Annotated in this window: 12 protein-coding genes; 3 read left to right on the forward strand and 9 right to left on the reverse strand. The window is 45.7% G+C overall.

Features of this window, described 5'->3' with window-relative positions; translation table 11 throughout:
• Positions 1 to 295: 295 nt before the first annotated feature.
• Positions 296 to 955, reverse strand: coding sequence for a DUF1232 domain-containing protein (locus gpAD87_RS12340; RefSeq protein WP_064638664.1), 660 nt, complete (start codon positions 953 to 955; stop codon positions 296 to 298).
• A 165-nt stretch (positions 956 to 1,120) separates the two neighbouring features.
• On the opposite strand from gpAD87_RS12340, the gene ytaF reads away from it, so the two are divergent.
• Complete coding sequence (ytaF, locus tag gpAD87_RS12345; RefSeq protein ID WP_064638665.1) at positions 1,121 to 1,744, forward strand: sporulation membrane protein YtaF; 624 nt, start codon at positions 1,121 to 1,123, stop codon at positions 1,742 to 1,744.
• A gap of 120 nt (positions 1,745 to 1,864) precedes the next feature.
• Here the strand turns inward: ytaF and gpAD87_RS12350 are convergent, their stop codons facing one another.
• The 5 genes from gpAD87_RS12350 to gpAD87_RS12370 all read right to left on the reverse strand — a co-directional run bounded on the left by gpAD87_RS12350 (position 1,865) and on the right by gpAD87_RS12370 (position 7,896).
• Positions 1,865 to 2,458: a hydrolase gene (locus gpAD87_RS12350; RefSeq protein WP_064638666.1), complete on the reverse strand. Its 594-nt coding sequence runs from the start codon at positions 2,456 to 2,458 to the stop codon at positions 1,865 to 1,867.
• Positions 2,430 to 3,659, reverse strand: a complete 1,230-nt coding sequence (locus gpAD87_RS12355; protein ID WP_064638667.1) for a multidrug efflux MFS transporter — start codon at positions 3,657 to 3,659, stop codon at positions 2,430 to 2,432. Before gpAD87_RS12355 ends, gpAD87_RS12350 begins: the two co-directional genes overlap by 29 nt.
• A 76-nt stretch (positions 3,660 to 3,735) precedes the next feature.
• On the reverse strand, positions 3,736 to 4,482 hold the full coding sequence (locus gpAD87_RS12360) for a helix-turn-helix transcriptional regulator (RefSeq protein WP_231952528.1): 747 nt from the start codon (positions 4,480 to 4,482) through the stop codon (positions 3,736 to 3,738).
• A gap of 329 nt (positions 4,483 to 4,811) precedes the next feature.
• Positions 4,812 to 6,527: an exosporium glycoprotein BclB-related protein gene (locus gpAD87_RS31495; RefSeq protein WP_082935106.1), complete on the reverse strand. Its 1,716-nt coding sequence runs from the start codon at positions 6,525 to 6,527 to the stop codon at positions 4,812 to 4,814.
• Positions 6,528 to 6,657: 130 nt separating this feature from the next.
• Positions 6,658 to 7,896 carry an RICIN domain-containing protein gene (locus gpAD87_RS12370; protein ID WP_063563599.1) on the reverse strand — a complete coding sequence of 413 codons (1,239 nt, stop codon included), beginning with the start codon at positions 7,894 to 7,896 and terminating at the stop codon, positions 6,658 to 6,660.
• Positions 7,897 to 8,154: 258 nt separating this feature from the next.
• Between gpAD87_RS12370 and gpAD87_RS12375 the strand changes: the two genes are divergently transcribed.
• Positions 8,155 to 9,087 (forward strand): carbohydrate deacetylase, encoded by a 933-nt coding sequence (locus gpAD87_RS12375; RefSeq protein WP_064638669.1) that lies wholly within the window; start codon positions 8,155 to 8,157, stop codon positions 9,085 to 9,087.
• A gap of 78 nt (positions 9,088 to 9,165) precedes the next feature.
• On the opposite strand, the gene gpAD87_RS12380 is transcribed toward gpAD87_RS12375, so the two are convergent.
• Entirely contained in the window at positions 9,166 to 10,623 is a 1,458-nt protein-coding gene (locus gpAD87_RS12380) for an alpha-L-fucosidase (RefSeq protein ID WP_064640883.1), read from the reverse strand.
• Positions 10,624 to 10,745: 122 nt separating this feature from the next.
• On the opposite strand from gpAD87_RS12380, the gene gpAD87_RS12385 reads away from it, so the two are divergent.
• A complete protein-coding gene (locus gpAD87_RS12385; RefSeq protein ID WP_064638670.1) occupies positions 10,746 to 11,570 on the forward strand; it encodes an AraC family transcriptional regulator in 825 nt (274 codons plus the stop codon).
• A 163-nt stretch (positions 11,571 to 11,733) separates the two neighbouring features.
• Here the strand turns inward: gpAD87_RS12385 and gpAD87_RS12390 are convergent, their stop codons facing one another.
• Both gpAD87_RS12390 and gpAD87_RS12395 read right to left on the reverse strand, forming a co-directional pair.
• Positions 11,734 to 13,083 carry a glycoside hydrolase family 30 protein gene (locus gpAD87_RS12390; protein ID WP_064638671.1) on the reverse strand — a complete coding sequence of 450 codons (1,350 nt, stop codon included), beginning with the start codon at positions 13,081 to 13,083 and terminating at the stop codon, positions 11,734 to 11,736.
• Between the two features lie 22 nt (positions 13,084 to 13,105).
• Positions 13,106 to 14,749 (reverse strand): hypothetical protein, encoded by a 1,644-nt coding sequence (locus gpAD87_RS12395; protein WP_064638672.1) that lies wholly within the window; start codon positions 14,747 to 14,749, stop codon positions 13,106 to 13,108.
• Between the last annotated feature and the right edge of the window lie 33 nt (positions 14,750 to 14,782).

The raw sequence follows: 14,782 nt of genomic DNA on the forward strand, positions 1-14,782 counted from the left end.
AAATTACATATAATATAAAATTTAGAATCTAATTGTATATTTATGGTATATTATAGAGTCATAAAAAGAGATATACAAGCACTTTTATAGAAAATAATAGAAAATAAGTCTTTTTAATGCTTTCATAAGTCTAATGACTCTCCGTTAAACATATGTTTTTCGCAAATGTGAATGCCACGGCTTTTTAATTGATCCAAACAGTTCTTTATAACTAAGTCTGATTCATTCAGATAGTAAAAAGAACGACGCGAGAAACTTCGCGCCGTTCTTTTGGGGCTCTCCCAAACCAATCGTGTCATGTTCGTTGTTTCAGACGATCCAACACCAGATACACAACGATGGCATCATCCAGATAACCAATCGGAAAGAGATAGTCCGGGATCAGATCCGCAGACGAAATAAAGTATAACAATGCACTTCCAATCAGAGAACGATCGTTCTCGGGTGTAATCTCATCACAGTATTGAATGTGCATTTCCTTCAAATGTTCAATGAACGGTCCTGCACCGTTTATCTGATTGATTTTTAGATCAAACTCCTTACATATTATTCGATGCCCTTCATCTGTACGTGCATATTGTTCGTACTTAACCATTTCCTGTTCTATCCGCTCTGTTGTCACATCGAGGTCAAATAATTTCGTATGTTGCAGGACCGTCTTGATCGATTCAAGCGAATCCAGAATACCCCGCTCTGCCCCTCTTTTTGCGTTATCGATTTTGTAGCCTGCAGCCTCAATGAGATGGTCCAGAGATAAATCCAAATGTTCGGAAAAGATCTGTAAATGCGTGAGCTTAGGTTGCTGCTTTCCGTTCAGAATCCGAGAAATGGTGGCCGTGTCCATTCTGCACAACGTACTGAATTTGCGCATCGAGAGAGAGCGTCTGGCAAGCAGAGGCTTGATCAAATCTCCGATATGGCAATCCTTTGTTTGATCATTTGCTCTCACCAGCATCCCTCCAGAGATATGATCGATAGTCTAGTATATGGGACAATGTGGTGAAAGTTTACTTTATTCTTTCTTCATCTGCAGCGTTTTGTTGCATTTTTCTCAAGGACGGGCACATGAATCTCAACACGACATACATTAAGAGCAGAATACAGATCATGAGGTGATTTTATGGCGTGGATGCTCATTCTTGCTTTGGCCGTCTCTTCGAGTCTTGACAATCTGGGTGTCGGACTATCGTACGGGATCAGAAAAATCAGAATCAGCCTATTTTCGAATTTTTTGATTGCCGTTGTTTGTTTATTGTTCAGCTATTCAGGCATTTTGTTTGGAAAATGGATTTCGATCGTGCTACCTGGCGTTTTCCCTATACTACTGGGGACATTTATCCTACTCGTTATCGGTTTTCGTATCATCTTGTTATCCGTTCCCCGCAAGAAGAAAGATCACGAAGAGAACGAATCCCAAACCCTCGGGATCGGGTCTATTTTGCAAAACCCGGAACGGGTAGATTTGGACAAATCGAATCATATTGGAGTTCTGGAAGCGTTGATTCTGGGCGTTGCCCTTTCGACAAACGCACTGACGAATGGCTTAAGCGCAGGGCTAATGGGCTTATCTCCCTTGTATATTTCCCTTACCGCAGCTATCGGCAGTTTTGTTACCGTATGGTTTGGCGTGTGGATGGGGTCCAAAGCGGCAAACGTTCGTATTGGTTCATTCACATTGGGACAGTTCGGAACGCTTGTCAGCGGAATTCTCTTATTGCTGATTGCAGCCAATAATTTGTTCTGATCATGTATGCAAATTCCAAAAAGGAGACATCTGATTAGATGTCTCCTTTTTGAGCATGTTAAACCTTTTGTTAATGGATTATTGTCTTGTCAGAATCCTGGGTTATATACCCGGCTTATCTTACTTCAGTGCCGTAAGCACTTCTTCACTGGAGCGAATCCGACCCAATCTAGGGAAAATGGTTTTACAAACGTAGTCATGTTCTTCCTTGGTAGCAGCTGTCATTGCATCTTCTACAAAAATCTGTTGATAACCGTGCTGATAAGCTTCTCTGGCTGTAGTATCTACACCGATTGAAGTAGAAACGCCACATAATACAATGGTATCTATTCCCCGACGTCGCAACTGGAGGTCGAGATCCGTACCGAAGAAAGCACCCCATTGACGTTTGGCAACCGTATGATAAGGAGTATGGGCAGTCATTTCAGGCACAAATTGATCCCAGTCTGCGCTAAACTGAATCGCTCCCCGTTCCATATCCGTCTTTGGTTTCAACATGTCTTTTCCATCGACTGAAGAGACTTTTACAAGCACCACAAAAGCTCCCTTTTCCGTGAAAGCCTGTGCTAACTTGGCCGCATTCTGCACCACCTGCTCACCTGTATGTGGAGACTGTAGCGGGCTATTTACAATCCCCTTTTGCAAATCAATCACGACCAGCGCTGTTTTTTCAGCTGTAAGCTGTTCAGCTTCTGCTTTTTTCAAGTTTTCCATGATCTTCTCTCCCAATCGTTTCAAGTTTTTTGTATACCTTAAAATACACCCAGCCAGCATTAATCAATATCAATGCACTGGTAATCAAGAACACATATCGTATTCCCATCCAGGCAGCCACTTGTCCGCCTAAAACGGCACCACCGAATACACCCAGATACCCTGCTGACATGTTAAAACCGAACATTCTACCAGTCAGGGAAGCTGGTGTAATTTTTTTGATCAGAGTATTCACCGAAGGAATTAGCCCAGCTGCCGCCAATCCCAATAAGAAACGCAGGCCCATCAACTGCCACGGACTCGTTACAAACGCCTGTGCTATGAAGAGAATTCCGGCAGCTAAAAGAGCAACCAATATGACCTTCTGTGCGCCTATTTGGTCCGAAAGCTTACCCAGTCTTGGCGCAGCAATGAGATTGGCCAATCCTGATGCCGAGAACACGATTCCAGCCAACAGAGCAACATGCGAAGTGTTACCGGAAAGCTGCGTAATATATACGGTAATGATAGGCTCCACCGAATATAAGGCCACAGTGAGTACAAAAAAAGTAACAAACAAGTTAATCGTCAGACTTTTCTCGGGCACTTTTCGCCATATTTCCCTAAGACCAAGCACCACCTTGTCCTCTCGCGTGAACGATTCCTTCACAAATAAAGCGGTCGTAATAAAGGCAATCATCATCAGCCCACCCGTTATAAAAAACGAATTCTGGAGCCCCCAATTTACCCCTATGAATCCACCAATTGTCGGACCGATCAAGGAACCTGCGATGTTGGCGGTTGAAAGTGTTCCCAAAGCATAGCCCGCATGTTTGGAATCGGTTTGGGTCGCTATCAGCGTTGTACAGGCGGTGCTATATCCTGTGATGACACCCTGTAGCAGCCGAAGTCCAATGAGCATGTACACATTTGTTGAGAACCCCATACAACCTACCACTACAGCCATCCCCAAACTGGCTCGAAGCAGCATCGGTTTTCTCCCCCATCGGTCGGCAGCCGCTCCCCATATGGGGGAGAAAATGGCGGAAAGTATAAACGTGATGCCAAAGGCAATTCCGGAGAATTGGGCAATCGCTGCTGAGTCATTCACACCAAGCTGCTTGATGTACAGCGGCAAAATCGGTGCGATCTGACTCATGCCTACTCCGGTCACAAACATTCCGAACCAGCATACAATCAAATTTCTTTTCCACAGCGGCATATCAACAAGCCTTCCTCCCGCTTCAGAATCATATCCTCATCTTAGCGATCAGAACGGCTATACACCATGCATTATGTTAAACTCCATGGACATTTTTGCTGTAAAATTCCGTAGGACTCATGCCTTCCAATTGTTTAAATAGCCTACTAAAATAGAATTCATCCGTGTAACCGAGTACCTGCGCCACCTCTTTAACTTTGTTGTTTCCTTCCAAAATGATCTCTTTTGCCTTATCCATCTTCAGTTTGTTGAAAAATTCTATGATGGAGTATCCTGTAATCTCTTTGAAGGCTCTTGATAAATACGGGGCTGATAACTGCACAAGCTCAGATAGTTCAGTCAAGGTGACTTTACGATGCAAATGTTGATTCATATAGTTGATGATCTTTTCCACTTTCAAGGATGTCGCATAATTACGATGCCGCTTTTTTATATTTTGGCCGATCGCGATAATTAATTGCTGTAGCAAGGACTTGGTGCTAAACTCATAACCCGGTAGTTTCGTATGCCAGGTGTCTACCATATGTTTAAATACTTCTTCCAATTGATAATAATCCTGTAACTGCTGGACAGCGGGCAAGGGAAACATCTCTACGTCCTCGTTTACAGTCCATGTATTGTCATTCTGCTCGATCCGAACATAACTGAAGTGAACCGAAAAAAAACTTATGGGATTCTTAAAGTCAATCTCTATCAAGTGAGGCACATCCGGTTGAAGGTAGATCAGGACGCCTTCCTGAATGGTATGTCTTTTACTCTCAATGGTAATCTCCGCTTTGCCGCCTGTAATAAAAATGAGTTCGTGATGCTGAAGCGTTCGCAACCCTTTATTGGAAAATGTCCGAAGTTCATTCGGCTTCCTTGAGTTGCAGTATAAAATATGAAAAAAAAGCTGTTCTATATTCATGGTTCCCTCCACGCACATATCCTTCTTGCTGTCTCATTCGCTCTTCCGGTTCACCTGTTCAGGATTTCCAAAGAGTGGCATGTTTAGTATACAGGGATTTCAGCTGAGGATGGTTTTTCAGTTGATTCATTCAATCCTGTTTGTGAGGAAGATAGACCTAAAAGAACAAAAAAACAAGCTGTCTCCAATACAAATGGAGCTCAGCTTGTTTCCTGACTTATTTATTCTCATTGCGTGTTAGTAAATCAAGTAATATTCAATCCACCACTTGCATAGCCGACAACGGTATTCACAAGTGTGAGTCCGGTAGCTGTCGCCGAGAACACCAGCAACAGACGTGTCTGTGCAGTCACCGGGATAGCCAATCCGGTTGTTATACCATTGGAGATGGTGCCCAATGCGATAATACCTGTAAGTGGAGGTGCCAGTGTCACGACAGCTCCAGGAACAGCCGTAAATGCATTGTCTGGCGTAGGCGAGCTGAACAGTTGTGCCGTGATGGTTACCGTTGAACCGACTAATGACAAGGCTGCGGTTGTGCTAAAATACGCAGCAATGGAAGTTATAACGCCATCCCTTGGAGCCGAAAATGCAAAGTTAATGAGTGGGCCAACTACTGACCCTGTTAAATCAATGGTGCCTCCGACCAAGCTTATTCCCGTTGCCGAACTACCGAAACCAATCAGGCTTGTAGTACCAACCAATCCACCAACGAGTGTTGTCAAAATGGCTGGACCACCAGAAGCAAACGGAATGATGGCTCCCGAACCTGTAGCTCCCGTTACGCCAGTAACACCAGTTACTCCGGCCAATCCCGTAGCTCCTGTTATACCAGTGAGACCTGTTACTCCGGTCAGCCCAGTGGTGCCCGTTACTCCAGTCACCCCAGTTAGACCAGCTACTCCTGTCGCTCCAGTGACCCCGGCTGCTCCTGTTGCTCCAGTCACACCGGTGGATCCAGCAGTTCCTGTCGCCCCCGTTACGCCTGCCGCTCCAGCAGTTCCGGTCGCACCCGTTACGCCTGCCGCTCCAGCAATTCCGGTCGCACCCGTTACGCCTGCCGCTCCAGCAATTCCGGTCGCACCCGTTACGCCTGCCGCTCCAGCAGTTCCAGTCGCACCCGTTACGCCCGCTGCCCCAGCAGTTCCGGTCGCACCCGTTACGCCTGCCGCTCCAGCAGTTCCAGTCGCACCCGTTACGCCTGCCGCTCCAGCAGTTCCGGTCGCACCCGTTACGCCTGCCGTTCCAGTCACTCCGGTGGATCCGGTTGCACCACCTGCTGGACCTGCTGCACCTGTGGCTCCGGTTGCACCTGTAGCTCCGTTCAGACCAGCTGTACCTGCTGGGCCTTGGCTACCCGCCGGACCGATCGGACCAATGGGTCCCGCAGGGCCAGGGTTACCCTGTGATCCCGCTGGACCTACCGTTCCTTGAGGACCCGCAACACCTTGAGGTCCGGCCGGTCCTGCAGGCCCTGCTGGTCCAGCCGGGCCCGCAGGACCCTGAATTCCTGAGTTTCTAAGTGCGTTGGCAAGAGCTACCTCTACTGCTCTGATGGCAATGACCAATTGGTCTTTGTCCACAGAATGGATGCATTCTTGTAAAACAACAGACAACAGCGTATCAAGCAATTGCTGCAAGTTGGTGCCTACGCTTATTGGAGAGAATGGGATGACCTCCGCTGAAGCAATGGAAAGTTCCAAGGCAGCTTCCAAGTTGGCCTTGTTTCCTTTCTTTAATTTCAAATGATGAACCAAAGCCAGCAACTTGCGCAGAATTTCAATCAAAACAGAAACATTAACCTGAGTTGGATTAGCAAATACCTGTACTATGGCAGCTTTCAATTCGCCAATCAATTTGAGGAGTAAATGGGCTTCTTCCCCAATACCTGTGAGATGTGATTCTCCTCCACCTTTTCTAAAGCCGCTTCCGCCGTGCACACTGCGTTTCTTGTACTTCATCTTCCATAATCTCCTCCTTGGGAGCCCTGTTAATGTCCGCAGGTCGGGCGAACATCACTTGCTTGATGTCAACAATATATTACCAACATCAAATTATGTGATGAATTCACCTAAAATTATTGCAATTTAATTAATTCAATTTGTTAAACGACCATCTTTGTGCATCCGTACCGTTATCATTCCATTGCTGGATTGCAGCCCCATCCGCCGTTGAAGAGCTCGAAACATCTACCGCCAATCCATTCACCTTGGAAATGATTTTATAGAAACCGTTACCCGCATCCTGGATGCTCCACCTTTGGGCGTTAGAGCCATTATCATCCCATTGCTGGAGCTGTACGCCGGGTGATGCTGTTGAGTTAGGCACATCCAGAACTTTTCCGCTGTGAACCGCCGTGAGTTTATAGAAACCATCCCCTGTGCTGTCGACCCTGAACGTTTGGTTGCTCGCACTGTAGTTGGTCCATTGTTGTACTTTGGCTCCGCTTGCTGTGGATACATCCACAATATCCAACACTTTACCGCTTGCTTTGGAACCGATCGTATAGAGACCCCCGCTGACAATGTTCGGTGTACTCGCTGCTTGATATACCCGCACATAATCCACCAGCATTTGTGATGGGAAAGGTGTCGCATTATTAGGGCTGCCAGGCCAATTCCCACCCACAGCCATATTCAACAGGAGGAAAAACGGACGTTGGAACTCCTCCGTGTTGCCTGTTCCATTTTCGATGTAAAACTCATTGAACTGTTTGCCATCCACAAACCATCTTATATATTTGGAATCCCATTCGATGCTGTAGACATGAAATTGGGAAAAATCAAGATTCTCCGATATCTTTCCATAATCGGCATGCCCGTTAGCATCCCAGTGTACGGTACCGTTTACAAAAGCATTGTTGTTGACCCGCTCCATAATGTCGATCTCTCCGCTCTTAGGCCAGCCAACGGAATTAATGTTGCTTCCCAACATCCAAAAAGCAGGCCACAGCCCCTGACCGGACGGCAGCTTGATGCGTGCTTCAACTTTCCCGTAAGTAAAATCCTTCAAGCCTTGGGTTTTGATTCGTGCCGAGGTATAGCTGCTGCCATTGTAATTTTCTTTGCGTGCAGTGATGACCAGATTGCCACCTGTAACTTGCAGGTTCTCGGTGCGATTCGTATAATACTGCAATTCATTATTTCCCCATCCGCCGCTGCCGGTACCAATCTCTGCAGACCAATTCGACGTATTCAGAGAACTTCCATTGAATTCGTCACTCCACACCAGATTCCAATTGGTCGCTGCGTTTGTCGTTGTGCCAGGCAGTAAAGCGATTAGGAAACTGAACAGCACCAGCGTACTTACGATTTTTCTTTTTCTCAACAATCTTTTCCCTCCCCATATTAACGGACTGATTCTGAACGGGGATACCCCATTTTTCTCAATCCGTAACAACGTTTACATTAAATGTATTCTGTCTGCAACTGGATTATTTCTAACAGCGAACAGGATATTCCATGGACAAGACGGCATTTGAAGTATTTTATCAGGCCTGTGCGAATGAACGGTTCATACCTTGTGACCTTTAATATATTAGGGACATGGCAAATGGTTTGTTCTCAACGTGAGGAAGGAGTAAGCGGTATGAGCAGGCAAGTAATCATTAATGCGGATGATTTCGGGCTGTCGCCCGGCGTTAATCAGGGGATTATTCAAGCATATCAGGCTGGTGGAATTACGAGTACTTCGATGATGGTGAATATGCCGGGCTTTGATCATGCACTGAGTTTAGCCCGATCGCTGCCGTACCTCGGAATCGGATTGCATTTTAACCTGACTTACGGGAGACCCGTATCCGATCCGGCCATCGTGCCTTCTTTGGTGAATCCTGACGGTGCTTTTCATCAAGGCCAGTGTGGATTAATACGAGATTTCACTGATATTGCCAAAGAACTCGATGCTCAATGGAACGTTTTGGCTCAAGCGTCACTTTCCCCTACACATCTCGATTCCCATCAGCTGCTTCATCAAAACGATCCCATCATATTCCAAATCATGGCGGAGAAAGCTGTCCGGGAAAACATCCCGCTTCGGCGATCTCAGGTCCGGCATGCAAGCCCTATGCCAGCCCCCCGGATGACGGATACGATTCTGCTGGATACTTACGGTGATCATGAGGGTTTGCAGCGATTGCTACAACATTTATCTAAGCTCCCAGATGGCATTACCGAGATTGTATGTCATCCCGGATATGTCGATGGTGCTCTGCGTGAAATTTCCAACTGGCTGGACATCCGCGAGCATGAGCTTGCAGTATTTGTCAATCAGGATGTTCCCCGAACGATACAGGCTCTGGGCATTATGCCAATAAACTACAAAGCGGTGATGGATACCACGGAAGAACCATGCGAACTGCCACCAATACAAATGACATCACTTCTCAAACCAGTAGAAAAAAGACGGCCTCGTCATGTGCGGCAGCGCTTGTTGAAGCGGCAGCGTTTGGCGAAAGTACATCGCTTGTCCAAAAAACGAAGAACACTCCGTCGATCTTCTTCAACCCGTAAACGAGTGTAATCCATTACAGAATCGCACAAAGAATAGGACTATAACCAGTACATATTACTGTTGGTTATAGCCCTTCGATCTCATCTCTTAATCCAGTTCTAATTTAAATACGACGGGTGAGAAGCTATGCACGTTCCTTGTCGTTATCGTCAAGGACTCTTCCGTCCTGCTCCATTCCGGTTCTTCGTCGAAGCCCAATACCTGAATGTCCCTGATCAGTCCATGGAAATGATGAGAATTTTCCTTCAGCGAACGAATATGAACGATCCCGTTCTCTGGGTAGGCCATAACCGTGGCATAAAGGCAGCTTTCTTTTACGGTGAACCGAATGTCCTCACTTGTGAAGATCTTGGTCTCTCCATCTGTAAATTGTCCTTCCTTCACCTCGGTCGGCCCTTCCCCATACGTCCGCCAGAATGTCGTGTCATAAATCGCCTCCCCATTCACGTCCAGCCATTGACCTATGGCAAGCAAAATATCCCTGTCTTCATTCGGGATACTTCCATCTGCCTTTGGTCCAACATTCAGCAGCAGGCTGCCATTTTTACTCACAATATCGACGAGGTCCCTGATGATCTCATCCGCTGTTTTATAGTTGTTATTTTCTGTATAACACCAGGAATTTTTGGCGACAGCCGTATCCGTTTGCCAGAAATACGGTTTCAAATCGGCGAATTGCCCACGCTCCACATCCGGAACGGCACAACCGAGCATAAAGGCATCGTGTTTGTAGTTAATCGCTACCGGAATGCCCCACTCTTGACCTTTGTTATAGTAGTAAGCGCTGAACTTTTTCAAGTAAGGTTTGAACGCTGCCGTCTGGATCCACCAGTCAAAATAAAAAACGCTCGGCTGGTATTGATCCACCAGTTCACAGCAACGAAGCAGCCAATCTTCCAGATATTCATCCGTTGGAGGTGAGCCGTATAAATCCTGATGATCTGGTTCTGGCATGGCAGGCCAGTAGAAATCACCGCGTCTGAGCGGCTCCTTGACATCTGAATCAAAGTTTTTTCCATGGGACATGAAAAACCAATGCTCAGCACGGTGTGACGAGACACACAAGGTAAGTCCCTGCTTCTCATACGCGACCTTCATCTCACCCAACAGATCCCGTTTGGGTCCCATTTCAACTGTGTTATAGTGAGAGATGGAGCTTTTGTACATTTGAAAGCCATCATGGTGCTCAGCTACAGGCATCACATAACGGGCTCCTGCCTTTTTAAAAAGCACGGCCCACTCATCTGCGTCGAACTTCTCTGCAAGAAACATCGGAATAAAATCTTTATAGCCAAAATCCTTCGGATGACCATAAACGCTAAGGTGATGTTCATAAGCTTTGGAGCCCTCAATATACATATTTCGTGAATACCATTCACTGTCATAAGCCGGGATCGAGTAAAGACCCCAATGAATGAAAATACCGAACTTGGCGTTCTTGTACCACTCAGGAACCTCGAATGCGCTAAGTGAATTCCAGCTGTCCTTATACTTTCCTTCGGCAATGGTCTTTTCGATCTGTTGCAAATATTCCTTTTTATCCATAATCATTCTCATTCCTTCCGTTATCATATCCACTTGTATTGTAGTGGCATGATCCGCAGATAGACATGCAGAACGTTAACTTTAGGATGGACAATAATAACCTTTGTAGGGAGTTGAGGATAATGAACCATAAGACGTTGCTCACAAACCACTTATCCAATCTGCAGGTTGATTTGTTCATGGTCAACTTCAATCGCTGCGATACGGATTGGCGAGACCTCGATTACACACCCGATTACAGCAAATTTTATTTGATCTGTGAAGGCGAGGGCTGGCTCAAGATCGGCGATCAGGAGTATTATCCTACACCGGGACAGCTTTTTTTGATGCCGGAGGGGGTCACGCAGTCTTATTCTGCCATCAGTGATCGTCCTTTTCTCAAATACTGGTGTCATTTCAGCGCAAAGGTTGGAGGAATCAACCTATTTCAAATTCTGAATTTCCCCCACTTCTGTTCATCGGAACGGCCCGAGCTGATACAGGAAATATTCAACAGCATTCTTGATTACGCCCGATCAGGTGAAGTCTATGCGCATATGATGGCAAAAAATAAATTAATAGAGTTGTTGTCCCACTACATTATGCATCTGGATCTGGAACAGATCTGTTATACAAATATACCTGTTATGGAGAAAATATCTGCAATACTGGCCTATATTGATTCCAACATTGAAGAAAATATTTCTGTCCGGGATCTGGCTCAGATTGCCTACATGCATCCCAATTATTTCATTCGTTTCTTCAAACAGCACATCGGCGTTCCCCCCATCCACTACATTGCCAGCAAAAAAATGGATAAGGCAAAAGAACTTCTGACCTGTACGCCAAAAACAGTCACTGCAATTGCCGAGCACCTTGGATTTAGTGACTTATATTACTTCTCAAGGCAATTTAAAAAGCATACAGGTCTGAATCCAACGGAATACCGCAAACAAATCATGGTATGAGGAACACCAAATCTAGCGATCCAAAGAGTATAGGTTCACTGGATGCAATATAAAAAGGCGATACTCAGAGTTAATTCTCTGAGTATCGCCTTTTCTTTCACTACAATTTACTATCTAAGCAGCCTGTTAGGATTACTTCCCATGAGCATGAGAGAAAACGGCATTACACTTGGTTGATCAAAATGGACAAAGCACTTTTGGATTCGAGTTGGAAACTTAACAGTTCTTCTTCTCTTAGCTGAACCTGCACATTTCCTGTTTCTTCTCCGTCATTGAAAAGCACGACGGCAATCGAACCATCCGTATTTTTGAAGGCTACGGAACGAATGGATGCCTCATTGGAGGACGAGTCAATGCGTACTGCTTTGGGACGAATCAATGCACTGAAATGAGCCAGAGCATAATAGTCCAGTGTATAAGTAAGCTCTTTCGTTTGCTGGTTAACCTTTACAATGCCGCGGCATGTACTTTTCCCAAAGCCAGGAACGGTAGGACCGTTGTTCTCATCCAGTGCCATATTCCAGAGCACAAAAGATTTGCTGTAATTGCGAAGAATCTCAATACCCGTTCTGATCACATTGGAGAAAGCTTGTTCGAATGGAGGGATCCATTCTCCTCCTGATCCTTCGGTGAAGTGTACCTCTTTACCGGCAAAGGCTTCATATACCTTTGTTTGTGCCGAGGCTTCGCCCCCATACCAGTGCCAAGCGACTCCATCTACCTCTTCTGCCGCCTCATCAAGTACTGTCAGCGGGTAATCCGGACGATCCCAGTTGTGATCATAACAGAGGATTTTGGACTGAATGTCATTTCTGACCAAAGCCGGCTTGAGATGATTTTTGATAAAGTCTGCTTGCGCTTCAGCTGGCATCAACATGCCGGGATAATGACCTGGTTCATAAAGTGCTTCATTCTGTGGTGTTACTGCATGGATAGGCAATCCATGTGATGTGTAGGCTTGGATATATTTCACAAAGTATTCCGCATACGCCGGATACCACTCATTTTTCAGTTGACCTGTAATCATCGAGCCGCTTGTTTTCATCCAGCCCGGAGCGCTCCAAGGTGAAGCGAACAGCTTCAGCTCAGGATTGAGCTCCAAAGCCTTTTGAGTCAAAGGAATAACATCCGCTTCATCATGTGCAATGCTGAACCCGGATAATTCCGGGTCCGTTTGATTTTCTGGCAGATCATTATAGCTGTATACCGTTCTGGCATAGTCTGAAGCTCCCATCGGATTGCGGATGACCGACAATCCAATGCCTTCCTCGGGATGGAACAACCGAGTCATGACTTCAGCTCTCTGCTCATCGCTTAATATCTGGTTAATCAGATAGGCAGATGAGTCGGTAAAAGAAGCCCCAAAACCATCCATTTCCTGATACGTTTGCTGATCATCCAGAAGGATAGTCGTTGTCTCCATGCTGGAGTCCTGCGATTTCAATTGATCCTGGGACACGGATACAAACAATGCATCTTCTCCCGTGGATTTGTACATTTTGAATTTCGTCATATGCTTTCCCTCCACATTCCTCTTATTGGATACCCAATTTCTCTTTATTCTGTTTCATTTTCTCACTACGAACCTTCAGGATGTCATCCCAACGGTTTTCACCTAAAAATGACTTGTAAGCGGCGAGCGCATTGTCAAAAGAGGCATCATCTTTGGCACGTACCATGCTTACCAGGGTTGAATTCCACTTGGCGTTGATCGCCGACAATGCACGTGCTTCAGGTGTTCCTTGATTCGGACTAATATTCTCCAGAATGAAGTGTGGTTTCAGTTTGCCTTTGCCCCACTCTTGCATTTGTTTAATAGCTTCCGGGAAAGCATCTGCACTCAGTGCTTTGTAACGGTCATGGCCAAAGAACATGAATTCACCCATCCGGTATTCCTTCTTGAATTTGTCCGCATTATGCAGTTGCAGGTCTTTCACAGCTGGCATCAACTCAACCGTACCATCTGCATTCTTTTTATACGTCTCGCCTTCAATACCATAGTTCATCAGAAGCTGACCTTCTTCACTGAGCAGGTACGTAAAGATTTGAATCGCTTTGGCTGGATCTTTGGCGTCCTTGGAGATGAAGTTGATCATCCAGCCTGTAATACCAGATTGATTAAGTGTCGGTGCATTACCCTTGGTGCTTTGTGGTCCATCAACGGCAACATACTCTTTGCCTTCATTGGCACTCAGATAAATTTGCAGATTTCCTCCCTGTTGAGGTGTACCATCCAGCAGCATCGTTGCATATTTTCCAGATTTCACTTTTTCCTCAAAGGCCGTACCATCATCAGCAAAGCTGTCGTCACTGATATTTCCATCTCTGTATACCTTATTTAAAGTCTTCAGCCATGTAAGATAATCTTCATCCTGATTGCGGTCATAGAATTCTCCATTTGCAGTTTCAAGCGGCACGCCAATGAAATCTTGCAACGTGTCTCCGAGTGAACCTGTTCCTTCACCGATAGAGTTAAAACCAAATGGAATTAGCGTTGGGAACTTTTCTTTGATCTGTTTCATCACACTTTCGAATTCCTCTGGCGTTCCCATGACAGGACTTCCCAAAGCTTCGTACACATCTTTACGGATGATAAATGCTGTTTTGGCCGGGATGTTGCCACTATCATAATCGGCTTGCGTATTGGAGTAGTTTGGATAGCCATACGTCTTGCCATCAGCCTGCTGGAACCAGTTCAGGGTATCGGCAGCTGCGACTTTGTTGAAGTATGGATCATATTTCTCCGCAAGATCATTCAGCGGCATAGCCCAGGTTGCGGCTTTTTGCACCACAGGAGAGTTAGAGTCAAATACTGTCAGCAGGTCAGGCATATCTCCACCGGCAAAGAACGTATTTAACTTCGTATCATCACCTGTAATGAATTTGATATTGATGTTCAGATCTTCCTTGATCTTTTTGGTTACAATGTCTTTGCCGAAATCCGTGTTCCACCAGTCGGCATTAACGTACCAAGTTAGGTCTGTAGCTTCTTCCTTTTTATCCAGCTGCCAAGCTGGTTTTTCCGGATCGACTGTATAGCGATCTTCAATGGAAACCCAGTTTCCTTCGCTCGAACCCCCTGATCCACTACTGCAGCCTGTAATCATGATCACCGCTGTCAGCAATGCCGCGCACAGTTTAACTCCTTTTTTGCCTGCTGCCTTATTCATCTTGAACATATTGTTTCCTCCTTAAAGTTAGGTGAGAAATAT

This window comes from Paenibacillus sp. AD87, from assembly GCF_001659845.1.
Taxonomy (GTDB): Bacteria; Bacillota; Bacilli; order Paenibacillales; family Paenibacillaceae; genus Paenibacillus; species Paenibacillus marchantiae.